Consider the following 16,012-nt stretch of genomic DNA (forward strand, 5'->3'; position numbering starts at 1 on the left):
TAAAGGAAGCATTACTAGCTTTTTGGAAAATGGAGCCGATAAAATCTTTAAACTTCTAATATTGGCTATTAAAACCTCTATTCATCTTTTTGTATAAGGCTTTCAAAAACATATCTTTTATCTACTTTTACCGCAAACAACTCTGCACAAAATCCCTTGCTTCTATCAAAGATACTTCAATTTTATCTAAATCCTTTCCTCCAGCGGTAGCAAAATCGTCCCTACCTCCACCATTACCGCCCATTACATTGGCAACCTTTTTAACCCACTCTCCAGCCTTAATGGGAGCATTTTTAACACCTGCAGCAATTTTACCCTGCTTATTAATAAGCAAGATAGCGACCTTATCATATCTATTCTTAGCCTCATCAATAGCGACTTTAATGTCCTCTAAATCCACCCTAGCGATGATAAGAGATAACCCTTTTAGATTCTCTACCTTAAAAGAGTGCAAACTTTGAGATTTTTGTGGCAAGTTTTTTAATAATTTTATCTGCTCTTTTAGCTTTTCAATCCCCATTAACAAATCCTGTGTTTTTAAAGCTTCTTTTGCTTGGCATACCTGCTCTAAGGCACTTTTTCCATAACTATAAGCAGCCTTTCCACATACCGCTTCAATCCGCCTAACTCCACTGCTTACTCCACTTTCTTTTGCGATATAAAAACTCCCTATATTTGCAGTATTTTCTATATGAATCCCTCCACAAAGCTCAATAGAATCCCCAAAAGTAATCACTCTCACTCTCTCCCCATATTTCTCACCAAACAAAGCCATAGCTCCCTTATTTTTAGCCTCATCAAGACTCATTTCCTCCACAATTTGGGGATTAGATTCTAAAATTTTTTGATTTACCATTAATTCAATTTTCTCCAACTCTTCAGCACTTAAAGCCTTAGGATGAGAAAAATCAAAACGCAAACGATTAGGCTCTACCAAACTCCCTGCTTGTGCGATATGTGTCCCTAAAACATCCCTCAAAGCCTTATGTAATAAATGGGTTGCACTATGATGCTTCATAATCTCTACCCTTGAATCATCTACTTTTATTATTACTCTATCCCCAACCCTTAGAGTCTCTAAAACTTCTATTTGTGAGATATTTAAACCAAAATATTTTTTTGTATCTAGCACCTTTGCTACAAGCTTATTATCAAACTTAAAAATCTCCCCCCTATCTCCAATTACTCCCCCACTCTCTGGATAAAGTGGAGTTTTATCAAACATTACATAGCCTCTATTTTCTAAACACCTAACTTCTTTAAATTCCTCATCAAGCAAGGCAAGAATCTTCCCTTCAGATTTTGAAGTTTCATAGCCTATAAAAGTATTTTTCCCAAAGGATTCTAAAAGATTCTTAAAATCCCCCTCTTTTAAACTATCCCCGCTTCCCTTCCAATGAGCCTTTGCTTGCTCCTTTTGCTTTTGCATACAAGCTTCAAAGCTATCCATATCTACACCTAATCCCTCCTCCCTTAACATATCCTGTGTTAAATCCAAAGGAAACCCATAGGTATCATAAAGCCTAAAGGCAACTTCTCCACTAAAGAGTTGATGAGTTTTTTCATTTTTGATTTTCTTTAATTCTTTGCCAAAAAGACTCATCCCATTTTCAAGCGTTTCAAAAAACCTCTCCTCCTCAGCTTTACATTGAGATTGCAATACCTCTTGCTTCTCTTTTAGATAAGCATAATGCTCCCCCATACACACACAAACGATCTCTAAGACTTTATACAAAAAAGCTTCCTTAATGCCTAATAAATACCCGTGCCTAACCGCTCTACGCAAGATTCTACGCAAAACATAACCCCTACCCTCTTTATCGAAATTCACCCCTTGTGCTAAAAGAAAGGCTATCGCCCTTGAATGGTCAGCAATCACCCTAAAACTTGCCCCACTCTTATAAATATATTTTTTCTTAGCAATTTCCTCTACTTTAGCAATTAAAGGCATAAAAAGCGAAGAATCAAAATTACTCCTTTTGCCCTCCAAAAGTGCCATAACCCGCTCTAAACCCATTCCTGTATCAATACTTGGCTTAGGAAGAGGTTTTAAATTCCCCTCTTTATCTCTCTCATACTGCATAAAAACAAGATTCCAAATCTCTAAAAACCTATCCCCATCCCCTCCAAAATAATCCTCTTCTCCCTTAAAATACTCCTCGCCTTGATCAACAAAAATTTCGCTACAAGGACCACAAGGACCAATATCTCCCATTTGCCAAAAATTATCCTTATCCCCCATTCTCTTAATACGATGAGGGCTAATATGCGAACACCACAACTCATAGGCTTCATCATCACTTTTATGAATCGTTACATACAAGACCTCTTTATCAAACCCCAAAACCTCTGTAACAAACTCCCACGCATAGGCAATTGCTTCTTTTTTGAAATACCCACCAAAGCTAAAATTTCCAAGCATTTCAAAAAGCGTATGATGCCTTGAAGTATAACCCACATTTTCTAAATCATTATGTTTCCCACCAGCACGGATACATAATTGTGAGCTTGTAGCGATATTAGGCGTAGGGATTGGGACTTTTCCGGTAAAAACATCTTTAAACTGCACCATTCCCGCATTTGTAAAGAGCAAACTTGCATCATCAGGCACTAAAGGCATAGATTGATAAACCTTATGCCCCTTATTTTTAAAAAATTCTAAATACAAGGCACGAACATCTTTTTTCATACAAAAAACCTCTAAATCAAAATGTAAAGATTTTACTAACTTTCTATTAAAAAATGGCTTTATTGACCAAAAACTAGAATCCAAAGAATATAAAATGAAGATTATTTAGTGGTGGCCACGACTGGACTTGAACCAGCGACCACTACCATGTCAAGGTAGTGCTCTACCAACTGAGCTACGCGACCCTACAAAGACAACTGAAGCAAAATAAAAGAGGGGCTAATTCTAACAATTTCCTCTTTTAGGTTTTCTTAAAAAACTTTGCAAGAATATCCAAGCTACCCCACAATTAATCATTACATCTGCAAAGTTAAAAATTGCAAACTCAAAAAGATAATGCCAAAAGATATAATCCACCACCCCTAAATGGATAAATCTATCAAAAACATTAGAAATTCCTGCACCAAATATCACACCCAAAGGGATACTATATTCCCTCAAAAACTCTTTATTGTTATATAAATAAAAAAAGATTCCTAAAAGCAAAAGTATTTGTAGATATTTTAACCACCCTTGCAAAAATGCAAACATAGAAAAGGCAACGCCTTTATTATAAACAAGCACTAAAGAAATAATACTCCCCTCATAACCAAAACCACTTAACACAAAAAACCATTTAATACATTGATCCAAGACAAAAATAACGGTCAAAGCAATAACAAAGAACAAATAAGACTTTCTCACGAATAAATTTTTCCCTTAAAATATGCTTCACACTCTTGCATAGTATTTTCCAAAAGCTTTAAATCCTTGCCCTCTAACAAAATCCTAAGTTTATTCTCTGTCCCGCTATAACGGATTAAATGCCGAATCTTTTTAGAAGCAATCCCTTTCAAAAAAGTTCCATACCCCTCTAAACCCTCTAAGTTTGGTTTAGAGTCAATGGGCAAGTTTTTGAGAATTTGGGGATAAAGCTCAAAACAATCCAAAATCTCGGATGCAGGCTTATTAAATCTTAAAATATACGCCATTGTTTGCAAAGCACTCACTAGCCCATCCCCCGTTTTTGCAAAATCACTAAAAATAATATGCCCACTCTGCTCTGCACCGAAGTTTAAATGATGCTCTAACATACTCTCAAGCACATATTTATCACCAACATTAGAACGTATGAGTTTAATATTATGCTCTCCTAAAAACTCCTCTAATGCGTAATTACTCATAATAGTCGCGACAATAGTATTATGCTTTAGGGTTTGATTTTCTTTAACTGCAAGGGCTAGAACACCAATAAGTTTATCACCATTTACGACATTACCCTTTTCATCCACGACTACAAGCCTATCAGCATCACCATCAAGTGCAAATCCAATATCAGCCCTAACTTTCCGCACCTCCTCTTGCAAACTCAAAGGTTGCGTAGCCCCACAGCTCTCATTAATATTAAAACCATTAGGCGTATCATTAATCACAAATACTTCCGCACCTAGCTCATTAAAAATTGTTGGAGCTACCTTATAAGCAGCCCCATTAGCACAATCAATAACGATTCGAACGCCGTGCAAAGATAAATCCTTAGGAAAAGAGTTTTTAATATGCACGATATAACGTCCTACCACATCATCAATCCTCTTAGAAGAACCTATCTCTTTACCCCTCTTTTGAGAGCTTTCAAGCAAGTCCTCATCAGCATAAATCTTTTCAATATTTTTTTCATCTTTTTCATCAAGCTTATAGCCGCTTTTACCAAAAAACTTAATCCCATTATCCGCATAAAGGTTATGACTAGCACTTACCATAATCCCACCATCACAACGCATATCTTCCGTTAAATACGCAATAGCAGGGGTTGGCATAGGACCTATTTGTATCACTTCATACCCCACCGAAGTAAGCCCACTAACAAGGGCATTCTCGAGCATATAGCCACTGCGTCTAGTATCCTTTCCTACCAAGATTTTATTAGTCTTAGAATGCTTCCTATAATAAATTCCAGCGGCAATGCCTAATTTCAACGCACAAAAAACATTTAATTTAGCCCCAGCCACACCCCTTACACCATCTGTCCCAAAAAGATCCATTACTACACCTCTTTAACAATACTTTTATTTTATTTGCTTTTAATAAATTTTCAAATAGAATTCTAGCTTAAATTTTTAACAAAAGGATTAACATCTTATGGCAAATCACAAATCAGCACAAAAGCGTATCCGACAGACCAAAAAAAGAACCGAAAGAAACCGATACTATAAAACAAGAATCAAAAATATGACAAGAAACTTACACGAAACACTAGAAGCAAAAGATATTTCTAAAGCTCAAGAACTCTTTAAACAAATCAATCAATCATTTCATAGCTATGTTAGCAAAGGAATCTTAACCAAAAACACTGCTGCAAGAAAAGTTAGTCGCCTTAATTCCTTAGTAAAAAAATCCGCTTTAGCAAACGCCTAATTCTAGGTAACTGCTAATGTTAGCCAAAAAATTACAACCCTTTATTGACCGTTACAATGAAATTAGCAGCCTATTACTACAGCCAGAAATTCTTAACAATATCCAAAAAATCACTGAATTAAGCAAAGAACAAAGTAACCTAGAAGAATTAGTCCAAAAAGCAAAACAATATTTAAAAAATACCCAAACCATAAAAGATAATAAAATCCTTTTAGAAGATAAAGAATTAAGCGAATTAGCTAAAGAAGAAATCAAAGAAGCACAAGCACAAAACCAAACCTTAGAGCAAGAAATTAAAATCCTACTTCTCCCTAAAGACCCTAATGATGATAAAAATATCTATCTTGAGCTTCGAGCAGGGACAGGAGGTGATGAAGCGGGCATTTTTGTTGGGGATTTATTTAAAACCTATGTGCGTTATGCGGATTTAAAGGGGTGGAAAGTCGAGATTATAAGCTCTAGCGAAAATAATGTTGGGGGCTATAAAGAAATTATCGCCCTCATTAAAGGAAAGGGTGCTTACTCTAAATTTAAATTCGAGGGTGGCACACACAGAGTCCAAAGAGTCCCCGAGACAGAGTCACAAGGCAGGATTCATACTTCAGCCATCACCGTAGCGATTATGCCAGAAGTCGATGATGTAGAAGTTACTATCAATCCTAATGATTTAAAAGTTGAAGTCTTTAGAGCAGGAGGACATGGGGGACAAAGTGTTAATACCACCGATTCTGCAGTGCGTATAACCCATATCCCAACAGGTATTAGCGTTTCTATGCAAGATGAGAAATCCCAACACAAAAATAAAGACAAAGCATTAAAAATCCTCAAAGCTAGGATTTATGAAGCAGAGCTACAAAACCAAATGGAACAAAACGCACACGCAAGAAAACTGCAAGTAGGAAGCGGGGATAGAAGTGAGAGAATCCGCACCTATAACTACCCACAAAACCGCCTAAGCGATCATAGAATAGGACTAACACTCTATACCCTAGAAGAAATTATGTTAAATGGGAATCTCGATTCAATTATTGACCCAATTCTTGCCTATTTTCAAGCACAAGCTTTACAAATCAACGACTAACTTAAGTATTATTTTACATTATTATCGTTATAATTGCTCTTTTTTAGGACAGATGGGTGAGTTGGCTTAAACCACATCCCTGCTAAGGATGCGTAGTCGCAAGATTACCGAGAGTTCGAATCTCTCTCTGTCCGCCACTCTTATGCTTTTCACAACATCCCTATACATCTTGATTAACCAACCTTATATACTCTTTTAAGCAATGAATGAAATTTCTTATCTAAATAAAATTTAGATTTTATACTACAAGAGAATTTTCAAAACAACTTATAACAAACTTAATACAAAATATGCTTAAAATCAACTAATAAATATTAGGGGGGGGGGGGCAAATAAAGCTCTATTTAATGCTAGGCTATTACAGCATAACTTCAGAAGGCTTTTGTATAAAATAACGAATGGTTGGACCAAGTTGCTCGACTTTTAATACTACATAGCCGTGATTTTTCGCATCAAGGGGGATGTTATTAATGCTTTGTGGGCAATCACTTAGCACTTCTAAAATTTCACCATTTTTTAGCATTGGTAATACCTCTAATGTCCTCATTGCAGGATAAGGGCAAGGCTCTCCTTGCAAATCTAATCGGTAGTTTGGCTGCATCATCTCTGCTCCTTTATGACTTCAAATCGTTTAGTTTTTTTGAAGTAATTTCGTTCAATAAGCAGTATAAGGGCTAAAAAAAGTAATAATCCTGCATAATTTACCATCAAACCGCCATAATCTCCAAAAACCTCTAAAAGATTAATGCGTGGAAAACTTGTTGCTAAAGGAGTGGCATAATAATCCCAAGTTGCAGCAAGAAGTGTAGAGCCTATAACATTACCTATGCCTACAATCCAATAATGCACTTGTCCTTCTACTGCTCGATACATCCAACCACATTCACAACCTCCTGCAATAACAATCCCAACTCCAAATAAGAATCCTCCAATAATGGCATTAGGGGCAGCCCACATAATTTTAGGAGGTAAGCCCAACATTACATAACTAAAAACACCAATAGTAGAAACTATCATACCTATAATAACTGCTTTTGCCATATAACCTCTTCCAGTAATAAATAAATCTCTAAAGGCAGAAGTAAAGCATATTTGAGCACGGGAGATAATAGTTCCAAATCCTACACCAAAGAGCATAGCAATCCCCAAAATAGGAATCCGCTTCCCTTCAGGTATTGTTCCAGACACCATTAAATATCCAATCCAAATAAAGATTCCTAAAAAGACTAGAACACCTAGTAGAAAAAATAGTTTTTCTCTAATAGGGGATTGGTGAAACTCTTTTTGTGAAGTTACTTTTTGTAATTTTATAGGAGAGCGAAAAATAGGTAAAACAATAATCTTTGTCCCTACCCATACGCCCATAAGACTCATTATCGTAAAAAACCACGCGTGCAAACTAAATTGTGGAATTCCTGTAAAAAAACTTGCTAAATTGCAACCCATACCCAATCTAGCCCCAAATCCTGCTATGATTCCACCTAGTAGAGCTTGAAGTATTCTTATTTTACTTTGCGGAAAACGAAGTTTGATGTTATTTGCCATTAAGGACACCCCAAGAGCTCCTGCAAACATACCAATAATCATTACTCCATCGATTCTATCTAAAGGCGTTCCCTTTAAACCAATAATCTTAAAATATCCCCAAGTGCTTGTATCGACACCAACAAGATTAAGGATATGCCCACCCCAACGCGTAAATTCTCCCGTTACCGCCCAATAAGTCCCTGTCAAACCAAAATAATAAGCCGCCATTACACCCAATGCAATAACAGCAGGCATAGGAGACCAAAATCTTATTAAATAATTTTGTTTAAAAATCTGAAACATTAAAAAACCCTAAAAAATTAAGAATAACAGATTTGAAGAAAAAAGAAGAAATATCTGTCTGCCCTACCCTAGAGCCTTAATGTATTATAACATTATTTTATGAAATAATGTTATAATTTGAATATATTACTAAATTTAAGGATAGTGATGAAAAATAAAATTATCAAAATTTTAGGATTAGGATTACTCCCTCTAAGTCTTTTTGGTGCTAATAGTATTGAGCTTTATAATACCCCTTTTTGTGGTTGTTGTAAAATGTGGGAAGAATATATGACAAAAAAAGGATATCAAATTCATAGTGCCTATACAGAAAACATTGGAGAAATCAAACAAAAATATCAAATTCAACCAAAATTTGAGAGTTGCCATACTGGCATTATTGATGGTTATGTTGTTGAAGGACATGTTCCAGAAGATGCTATAAGATGGCTATTAGAGAATAGACCTAAAGATGTAATAGGTATCTCTGTGCCGGGTATGCCAATAGGAAGTCCGGGAATGGAACAAGGCGATATGGTAGAGGATTATCCTGTGGTTGTAATGTATAAAAATGGGGATTATAAGATTTATGGGATTTATAGAGGGGATACCTTAATACATAAAAACTCTAAAACTTCTTTTTAAATATAAAATGGGGATATTGATAAAAATTAATTAGATAAGTAGCAAAAATCGCAAAACTCCCCCCAAGCAAAGTTAGAAAGCTAGGAATCTCTGCTAAAAGCCAATAGCTACTTCCCAAAGCAATTACTGGGACAAGTAAGGTAAAAGAAGCGGCTTTGGTAGCACCAATATAAGAAATACCAATATAATAAATACTTGTTCCAATGGCAGTTGAGAGGGCTGCTACCATAAACATCATTAACCAAAATCTGCTATCAAAACTAAAAATACACATCATCGTGTTATTCCATAAAAATAAGGGCAACCAAAGCAAGATACTTAAAAATGTCATATAAAAGTTAATCGCTAAAGGGTGAATTTTAATCCTTTGACAAACCAATGTTAAAACCGCCCAATCTATGGCACATAATATAAAAAATCCATTTAAAAATAATTCTTGAAAATTTTGTAAATCTAAAAGGCAAATTCCCGCAATAATCCCAAATCCTAAACCTAAAATTTCATTAGTTTTGATTGTCTTTTGTGAATTTGTATTATAGAACATATAAGCTAGTATATAGGCAAATATGGGAGTGAGTGTTGTAACGATCACGCCTCCTTTCCCTGCACTTCCATAATCTAATCCAACAAAAAATAAAATTGAATACACACTATTTAATAAAGCTGCTAGAAAAAGGAGTTTAAAAATTTGAAAATTAAGGCGTAAAGGAATCTTTAATATAAGAATAAGGGGTATAGAAGCAAGAAATGCAAAGAAAAACCTCCAAAAGGTAACCACTTCAGCACTCGTATATTCAACCATAATCTTACTACTAGGCCAAGAGCTTCCCCAAAATATCATAGCCATCACCATAAGGAAATAAAAGGAAGCTTTTGACATTTTAGACTTTGGATTTTGTCGCAAAAAATAGGGCTATCGCCCCTAAAATAATAGCAATCAAAGAGGCAATCAAAATAGATATTTTTGCTAATACAATTTGCTCACTAGTGGTATAGGCAAGATTAGCGACAAACATAGAAATCGTAAATCCAATACCAGCAATAATGCCTATGGCTGAAATATGCCCATAATGAAGCCCGGTAGGCTTTATAGCAATATGTAATCTCTCGCCTAAATAAGCAAAAATCAAAACTCCTAAAGGTTTGCCGACTATAAGCCCCAATAAAGTTCCCATAAATAACCCATCAGTATTAAAATTAACACCAGAATCTAACTTCACTCCTGCATTCAAAAACGCAAATAAAGGGACGATGAAATAAGCACAAATAGGCTGTAAGAAAGTTTCTATTTTTACCAAAGGGTTTTGTGCGTAATGAGAATATTTTGCGAGCTTATCAAGAATTTGCACACGTTTATTGGCTTCTTCCATGTTAATTCTTTTTTCTTTATTAGGGAGAAAGAAAGAAGTAAGATTGTTAGCAATTGTCTTTAAAAAGCCTTGTTGGGATTCTTGGATAGGGATAGAGTTTCTTTTATTAGCATTTGCAAATTTATTCCATTCCTCTAAAATATCTAAAATCTGCACAAAATACTTTCTACGAATGTTAGAGCGACCCGGGATACTAAAGGCTAAAATAACTCCGGCAATAGTAGCGTGTATTCCACTATTATAAATCGTAATCCATAATAAAATACCAAGAAAGATATAAGCAGAAGTATATTTCACATCATAGTAATTAATAGCGATTAAAATGCAAGTAATAACAATAGCGGCATATAACCAAAATAAATCTAGGGTATTTGTATAGAGAATAGCAATCACTAAAATAGCTCCCAAATCATCAAAGACTGCTAAGGTTACAAGAAAAATTTTTAATGTAGAAGGGATTCTTTTACCAAATAATAATAAAAGTCCTAAAGCAAAGGCTGTATCTGTGCTCATCGCTACACCAAAACCATAAATAGAATCGGTGTTATAGTTAAAATATAAATAAATAATAATGGGGATAACCATCCCGCCTAAAGCTCCCAAAAGGGAAAAATTTATCTTTTTAAATCCTGCTAATTCCCCATAAAGCACTTCTCTTTTCATCTCTAAACCGACCATTAAGAAAAATAAAGCCATAAGGACATCATTTGTAAAATGCAAGACACTAATGCTAAAAGACCATCTCTCAATAAATGCGCCAAACTCTAGTTCCAAAAATTCGAAATACCAATTACTATATTTAGAATTTGCAACAAGCATTGCCAAAACAACGCAGAAAAATAATAAAACTCCCCCAAAAGATTCGTGATGAATAAAAGTATGCAATCCTTCTTGCAATCTATCTTTTACATAACTTGTTGCACGAATAGTATTTTTAAAAGGGCTTGTAACTTTGCTTTTTGATAAAAAAAACATTTTTTTCCTTTAAAAATAAAATCTTAAACTATTTTAACAAAAATTTTATCGATAGAAACACTTTTTTAAATATTATTAAAACTTCCCACACCAACAAAGCTTTCTTCAATAAAATGCGTTTAAAAAAGGATTTGTTATAATTATGGAATTTCTCAAGGAGGAACAATGCTTAAAAACATCGAATCAAAACGTTTATATACAGCTATTGTTATGCTAATTGCCATAATTTTAATCGTGCTTTTTCATAGTCCTTTTTTATTATGGAGCATCTTAGGGATTGCTTGTATTATAAGCTTTTATGAATCTTATCAGCTTTATACAAAAGCTAAACCAAATCCTCTTTTTACAGGATTGCTTGTCCTATTTTGGATTAGTCTTTATTGGCTAGAAACTTTGCATATTATCTTTGTAATTTTAATAATCCTTGCTTCTTATAAAGCCTATACACAAAAGGGTAATATTGCTTATGCGATGCCTTTTATTTATCCCACCATTCCTTTTGCGTTTTTATATCTTTTATATTTAGATTATTCCATTAACGCCATAATTTGGCTTTTATTTATTGTAGGTTTAACAGATAGTTTTGCGTATTTTGGGGGAAAATTATTTGGAGGAACGTTTTTTAGTAATAGTTGCCTCTGCCATATCTCACCTAATAAAACTAAAGAAGGCGTTTTGATAGGTATTAGTGTCTCTGTGGTAATTTCTACCTTTGTGGGGCTTGGAGTTTGTAATTTCTCTACTTCGTTACTTTTAAGCTTAATAACTAGTATTTCAAGTGTGTTTGGTGATCTTTATGAGAGCTTTTTAAAACGTCAAGCAGGGGTTAAAGATAGTGGCAATTTACTCCCCGGACATGGCGGAATGCTTGATAGATTAGATGGATACTTCTTTGGGGGCATTATTTTATATGTAATGCTAGAAATCTCTAAAGGGAATTTGTCTTAATGATACTTTTAGGCTCTAGTGGCTCTATTGGTATCAATACCTTAGAGATAGCAAGAAAGTTTCATTTAGAAGTAGAAACTTTAGGCGTTGGGTATAATATTGCTCTACTTAATCAACAAATTTTAGAATTTAATCCAAAAAATATTATTATCGCTTCAGAAGCAGATACTGCAAAAATAACATCATCTTTTAAAGGCAAGATTTATTGCGGTGAGGGGGGAATTTTAGAGGCTATTAAGGATTCAAAAAGCAATCTTGTTATCAACGCACTCGTAGGATTTTTAGGATTATCCCCTACTTTGTATGCGATTAAATCTAACAAAATCGTGGCTTTAGCGAACAAGGAAAGTTTAGTTGTAGGGGGAGAATTTATCGATACTTCTAAGATTATTCCTATTGATAGCGAACATTTTGCTTTAAATTACCTTATGAATTTCAATCCTACAATGCGTCCTTTTAAGAATCTCTATATTACTGCAAGTGGCGGGGCATTAAGAGATACTCCCTTACATTTACTTAAAAAGCAAGATGTACAATTAGCCCTACAACACCCTAATTGGCAGATGGGTAAAAAAATCACTATTGATTCTAGCACAATGGCAAATAAACTTTTTGAAGTCTTAGAAGCTTTTTGGCTCTTTAAAAGTAAAAATATTGACGCCTTTATCGAAAAAAACTCTCATATTCACGCACTCGTGGAGTTTTGGGATGGAAGCATTGTTGCACATTTTGCAAATTGTAATATGCAATTACCTATTGCCTACGCTCTATGTTTTGGGCTTAAATTAGGGGAGGAATTTTTAAACAATTTTTCTACTAAACCCCTCATTACACCTTTAAAAATCCATTCAACGCCTTATTGTTTGCAACCCATTGATACTAACCGCTATCCCTTATGGGGCTTTAAGGATTTATTATTAGAAAACCCAAAATTAGGGGTGATTTTCAATGCGGCTAATGAAATAGCAGTGGAAGCCTTTTTAAATAATAAAATCACTTTTGGGGGAATAGAAGCTATGGTTAAAACATCTTTAAAAAATTTTTTAAAAGTTAGATACTCTACTCCTCAAGAACTCTTAGAATTTGATAAAGAAATTAGGGATTTTACTGAAAAGCTTATCAATTAGCACATTGATAATGCTCTTATCCCTCCTCACAAATCCTAAGAAACTCTTGATAATATTTCCAAGACTTTAGAATATCAGGATAATATTCTTTAACAAAAGTTAAATTTTTATCAAATACCTTTTTGAGCCTCATCCTCATTTCTTTATGCTCCCTTAGATATTTTAAAATATCATTTTCATTAAATTGCTTAGCTTTTTCAATTTCAATCCTTTTTTCCATTGCAACAACAAATTTATTTAAATACTCCCTTGTAGCATTATAAAGCCCTTGATTATCTCGCAAATTTTTAATCTGCGACTCTTCTACAAAAATAGCTAAATATTGATATTTTGTTTTATAATTTAGCATTTCATTTGTAATATCTACACAATTGATATTATTATGCATCTGGTAAGTAGTAATAAAAATTTTAATGCTCTCATCTAATTTAAGGCTTGATAAATCATAATTTCCTTTATATGTTACCTTGCCTATATCTTGAGTGTTTGCATAGAGGGTAAATGGAAGCACTCCATATAAATCTCCCCTATTTATTCTATCGGCAAATCGTATCTTTTCTGTCTCTTTAAAGATTCCTAACTCTTTAGTAACTCTATTCATTGTATCAAAGGCTACATTAGGCATTATCTCTTGCGTATCTAAACCAATAATCTTTGCATTTGGAATCTCATTTAAAATTTCCCATTCCATTTTACCCCAAGTCGCAATATTACAACAAAATTCCAAACTAGGAGATGACCCGCCGCTATAATCAAAATAATCCAAAACATCATCACAATCACAAGCAAGAGTAAAATTAGCCAATCTACTTCCGCAATAACCTAAATGGTTTGCATAGGTTTTTGCCATACTTATAGGGTCTCTAAAAACAACCAATAATGGAATATTGTTGCAAACAAGGTAAATAAATTTTAATCTCTCATTACTAAAACGGAAGCGATTTATTAAACATAAGATTCCGCTATTTTGTAAAATTCTATCAAACATTGAGCGATAACTATTCCTATCGGCACAAGCCATAAGATGACTAAACTGCACTCCATAATTGCTCAAATAAGACCTCATAGAACTCCAACCACTACCCCAAGTAACCAACCACACAAACTTATAATATGGAGGCAATGGCAAATTCAAATCCCAAGCAAGGGAAGCAGGAATACTCTCATAACTTAAATTAGCATAAGGTTGTAAGGATTCTTCATTCTTAGATTCTACATTTTCACTATCTCTATCCCCTATCCCTTTATTTATCTCTGTTTTTACTTCTACTAATTCCTCACTATTCTCTTTTTGATTTTGTATCTCTTGTTGCTTACTTATTTCTTTAATAATCCCTTTTATATTTTGCGTTTCTTTCTCTTTAGTTTCTTTACTTTGAATCTCTACTTCTTTACCTTCTTTAGTTTCTCTATTTCTATCCTCTTTAATCTCCTTACTCTTTACCTCATTATTGCTTTGTATTGTTAATGCTACTAATTTCTCTTTATGTTTTACCTCTTCACTCTCTCCTCTAATCCTCTCTTTTGTATGACTTCCACTTATTCCATTATCTTTACTCTCCTTATCCCCCATCTCCTTATTGCTTTTAATCTCTTTGCTCTTTATCTCTTCTTTACTCTTAGAATCTATAAAGACATTGGTATTACTTTGCAATTCTCCATCTTGAGACTCTTTACTTTCAGTCTTTATACCTTTAATTCCTTTACTATTACTTTGCGTTTCTTTCTCTTTAGTTTCTTTACTTTGAATCTCTACTTCTTTACCTTCTTTAGTTTCTCTATCCTCTCTATCTCCTCTCCTTTGTAATTCTCCTCCATCCTCACTTCTACCTCTATCCTCTCTTTGAGATTTTACTTCTATGCTTTCTTTCTTATATAATCTCTTAGGATTAAGTAAAGGGGGATAAGGATGATTAGTCTTTATATATTGTTCTTTAAATTCTTTAGATTCTAACCATTCTAAAATCTCCTCTTTGTATTTTAAAAGAAAAGGTCTTTGTGTATAAAAAGGTATTTGGTTAAAAAGGTGTAAAAAGAAAGTTTGTGTTGTTTTAGAATCTGAAGCATTATAAAGATGTTTTAAAGCTTTTAAAAAAGAAAGTGTCTGTAAAAGAGATTCTTTAGGGATAAAGCAATAAGGTAGATTAAATACTTTTAGTATAGCTTTATATTCTTGGTGCAGCTTGTAAATGTGTTTAGCTTCTTTTATTTTCTTGTTTAATGTAAAATATCCTCCTTTATACCAAATCTTATCTGCTTTACTTAATGCCTCTCCTAATAGATAGGCTAAATGGTATTGAAAGCAGAGAGATTGTTGATAATCTTTACAATCTTGTAAAGATGGATATTTAAGATTAGGAAAGAGTTGTATAGTTTGTTTATAGAATTGCTGTTGTTTTTTATGGGTTTGTTTGATTTTATAAAGACAGAGGAGAAGTTTTAAAAAGGCAAAAGGAATAAGAGAAACTAAATAAGTGTTATTTTGCCCCCCCCCCCCACAGATTAAAAGAAGAATAAGTGTTTTTAAAAGATTCTTGTTGGTAAGAGAGATTAGCACATAAAGTATGATTAGGGATTATAGGAGTTTGAGATTTTTTAATTTTATTGTTATGTTTTAAGTTTTCTTTTCTTTGCTTATCATAAGTAATTAAAGCTAAACCCAATTTATAGATTAAATGGTTTTTTATTCTTTCTTTTGCAGAGTTTGGATTAAAAGAGGACATAGAGAATCCTTATAGGGTTAGTATTTAAGTTATTAGGGTTATTAAGATTGGGATTAAGATTATTAAAATAGGTGTTATTCACTAAAGAATCCTTTAAAATGAAAGTTAATAGAGAGATTAAGCATTAGTTTATTCATTAGAGATTCCTTAATCTTAAAATTAAGGTAGGCATTATAACAAAAAGGGAGTGAGAGAAATTTATTAGGAAACTTGTTTATCATCTATTGCATTAACAATTGTTTCTATGATAA

General features: G+C 33.7%; 14 protein-coding genes and 2 tRNA genes. 6 read left to right on the forward strand and 10 right to left on the reverse strand.

Annotated features, from left to right (window positions below):
* Nucleotides 1–127: 127 nt before the first annotated feature.
* From alaS to glmM, 4 genes are all read right to left on the reverse strand, one after another.
* Nucleotides 128–2,689, reverse strand: coding sequence for an alanine--tRNA ligase (gene alaS / locus CDV25_RS03125; protein WP_108910730.1), 2,562 nt, complete (start codon nucleotides 2,687–2,689; stop codon nucleotides 128–130).
* A gap of 109 nt (nucleotides 2,690–2,798) precedes the next feature.
* Nucleotides 2,799–2,874: transfer RNA gene (locus CDV25_RS03130), tRNA-Val, on the reverse strand.
* A gap of 40 nt (nucleotides 2,875–2,914) precedes the next feature.
* Nucleotides 2,915–3,373: a signal peptidase II gene (gene lspA, locus CDV25_RS03135; protein WP_108910731.1), complete on the reverse strand. Its 459-nt coding sequence runs from the start codon at nucleotides 3,371–3,373 to the stop codon at nucleotides 2,915–2,917.
* Nucleotides 3,370–4,710, reverse strand: a complete 1,341-nt coding sequence (gene glmM, locus CDV25_RS03140; protein WP_034554954.1) for a phosphoglucosamine mutase — start codon at nucleotides 4,708–4,710, stop codon at nucleotides 3,370–3,372. The genes lspA and glmM overlap by 4 nt, the downstream gene beginning before the upstream one ends.
* Nucleotides 4,711–4,807: 97 nt before the next feature.
* Between glmM and rpsT the strand changes: the two genes are divergently transcribed.
* The 3 genes from rpsT (at nucleotide 4,808) to CDV25_RS03155 (ending at nucleotide 6,301) form a co-directional block, all read left to right on the forward strand.
* Complete coding sequence (gene rpsT, locus CDV25_RS03145) at nucleotides 4,808–5,083, forward strand: 30S ribosomal protein S20 (RefSeq protein WP_108910732.1); 276 nt, start codon at nucleotides 4,808–4,810, stop codon at nucleotides 5,081–5,083.
* A 10-nt stretch (nucleotides 5,084–5,093) separates the two neighbouring features.
* Nucleotides 5,094–6,164, forward strand: coding sequence for a peptide chain release factor 1 (prfA, locus tag CDV25_RS03150; protein WP_204161873.1), 1,071 nt, complete (start codon nucleotides 5,094–5,096; stop codon nucleotides 6,162–6,164).
* Between the two features lie 46 nt (nucleotides 6,165–6,210).
* A tRNA-Ser gene (locus CDV25_RS03155) sits at nucleotides 6,211–6,301 on the forward strand.
* Nucleotides 6,302–6,522: 221 nt separating this feature from the next.
* On the opposite strand, the gene yedF is transcribed toward CDV25_RS03155, so the two are convergent.
* Nucleotides 6,523–6,765, reverse strand: a complete 243-nt coding sequence (gene yedF, locus CDV25_RS03160) for a sulfurtransferase-like selenium metabolism protein YedF (RefSeq protein WP_239056460.1) — start codon at nucleotides 6,763–6,765, stop codon at nucleotides 6,523–6,525.
* On the reverse strand, nucleotides 6,765–7,994 hold the full coding sequence (gene yedE, locus CDV25_RS03165) for a selenium metabolism membrane protein YedE/FdhT (RefSeq protein WP_108910735.1): 1,230 nt from the start codon (nucleotides 7,992–7,994) through the stop codon (nucleotides 6,765–6,767). Before yedE ends, yedF begins: the two co-directional genes overlap by 1 nt.
* A 147-nt stretch (nucleotides 7,995–8,141) precedes the next feature.
* Here yedE and CDV25_RS03170 point away from each other — a divergent pair, with 147 nt between their 5' ends.
* The gene (locus CDV25_RS03170; RefSeq protein ID WP_108910736.1) at nucleotides 8,142–8,618 is read left to right on the forward strand and encodes a DUF411 domain-containing protein; all 477 of its coding nucleotides are present in this window, start codon (nucleotides 8,142–8,144) and stop codon (nucleotides 8,616–8,618) included.
* Here CDV25_RS03170 and CDV25_RS03175 read toward each other — a convergent pair.
* A complete protein-coding gene (locus CDV25_RS03175; protein WP_239056410.1) occupies nucleotides 8,602–9,459 on the reverse strand; it encodes a DMT family transporter in 858 nt (285 codons plus the stop codon). The two genes, CDV25_RS03170 and CDV25_RS03175, sit on opposite strands and share 17 nt — an antisense overlap.
* A 40-nt stretch (nucleotides 9,460–9,499) precedes the next feature.
* On the reverse strand, nucleotides 9,500–10,963 hold the full coding sequence (gene nhaA, locus CDV25_RS03180; protein WP_108910738.1) for a Na+/H+ antiporter NhaA: 1,464 nt from the start codon (nucleotides 10,961–10,963) through the stop codon (nucleotides 9,500–9,502).
* 165 nt (nucleotides 10,964–11,128) lie between these two features.
* Between nhaA and CDV25_RS03185 the strand changes: the two genes are divergently transcribed.
* Nucleotides 11,129–11,911, forward strand: coding sequence for a phosphatidate cytidylyltransferase (locus tag CDV25_RS03185; RefSeq protein WP_108910739.1), 783 nt, complete (start codon nucleotides 11,129–11,131; stop codon nucleotides 11,909–11,911).
* The gene (gene dxr, locus CDV25_RS03190; RefSeq protein ID WP_108910740.1) at nucleotides 11,911–13,038 is read left to right on the forward strand and encodes a 1-deoxy-D-xylulose-5-phosphate reductoisomerase; all 1,128 of its coding nucleotides are present in this window, start codon (nucleotides 11,911–11,913) and stop codon (nucleotides 13,036–13,038) included. Before CDV25_RS03185 ends, dxr begins: the two co-directional genes overlap by 1 nt.
* 16 nt (nucleotides 13,039–13,054) lie before the next feature.
* Here dxr and CDV25_RS03195 read toward each other — a convergent pair whose 3' ends face one another.
* Together CDV25_RS03195 and CDV25_RS03200 are read right to left on the reverse strand one after the other, a co-directional pair.
* Entirely contained in the window at nucleotides 13,055–15,595 is a 2,541-nt protein-coding gene (locus CDV25_RS03195) for a DUF2972 domain-containing protein (RefSeq protein ID WP_108910741.1), read from the reverse strand.
* Complete coding sequence (locus tag CDV25_RS03200; RefSeq protein ID WP_108910661.1) at nucleotides 15,516–15,761, reverse strand: hypothetical protein; 246 nt, start codon at nucleotides 15,759–15,761, stop codon at nucleotides 15,516–15,518. The genes CDV25_RS03195 and CDV25_RS03200 overlap by 80 nt, the downstream gene beginning before the upstream one ends.
* Nucleotides 15,762–16,012: the final 251 nt, after the last annotated feature.

The sequence above is a fragment of the Helicobacter apodemus genome (genome assembly GCF_003097575.1).
GTDB classification, from domain to species: Bacteria; Campylobacterota; Campylobacteria; order Campylobacterales; family Helicobacteraceae; genus Helicobacter_D; species Helicobacter_D apodemus.

What these genes read in the sequence shown, in the direction of transcription:
- alaS (WP_108910730.1), bottom strand. Translation starts at nt 2,689, where the DNA reads ATGAAAAAAGATGTTCGTGCCTTGTATTTAGAATTTTTTAAAAATAAG.
- CDV25_RS03200 (WP_108910661.1), bottom strand. Translation starts at nt 15,761, where the DNA reads ATGTCCTCTTTTAATCCAAACTCTGCAAAAGAAAGAATAAAAAACCAT.
- glmM (WP_034554954.1), bottom strand. Translation starts at nt 4,710, where the DNA reads ATGGATCTTTTTGGGACAGATGGTGTAAGGGGTGTGGCTGGGGCTAAA.
- yedE (WP_108910735.1), bottom strand. Translation starts at nt 7,994, where the DNA reads ATGTTTCAGATTTTTAAACAAAATTATTTAATAAGATTTTGGTCTCCT.
- dxr (WP_108910740.1), top strand. Translation starts at nt 11,911, where the DNA reads ATGATACTTTTAGGCTCTAGTGGCTCTATTGGTATCAATACCTTAGAG.
- CDV25_RS03170 (WP_108910736.1), top strand. Translation starts at nt 8,142, where the DNA reads ATGAAAAATAAAATTATCAAAATTTTAGGATTAGGATTACTCCCTCTA.
- nhaA (WP_108910738.1), bottom strand. Translation starts at nt 10,963, where the DNA reads ATGTTTTTTTTATCAAAAAGCAAAGTTACAAGCCCTTTTAAAAATACT.
- yedF (WP_239056460.1), bottom strand. Translation starts at nt 6,765, where the DNA reads ATGCAGCCAAACTACCGATTAGATTTGCAAGGAGAGCCTTGCCCTTAT.
- rpsT (WP_108910732.1), top strand. Translation starts at nt 4,808, where the DNA reads ATGGCAAATCACAAATCAGCACAAAAGCGTATCCGACAGACCAAAAAA.
- CDV25_RS03175 (WP_239056410.1), bottom strand. Translation starts at nt 9,459, where the DNA reads ATGATATTTTGGGGAAGCTCTTGGCCTAGTAGTAAGATTATGGTTGAA.
- CDV25_RS03185 (WP_108910739.1), top strand. Translation starts at nt 11,129, where the DNA reads ATGCTTAAAAACATCGAATCAAAACGTTTATATACAGCTATTGTTATG.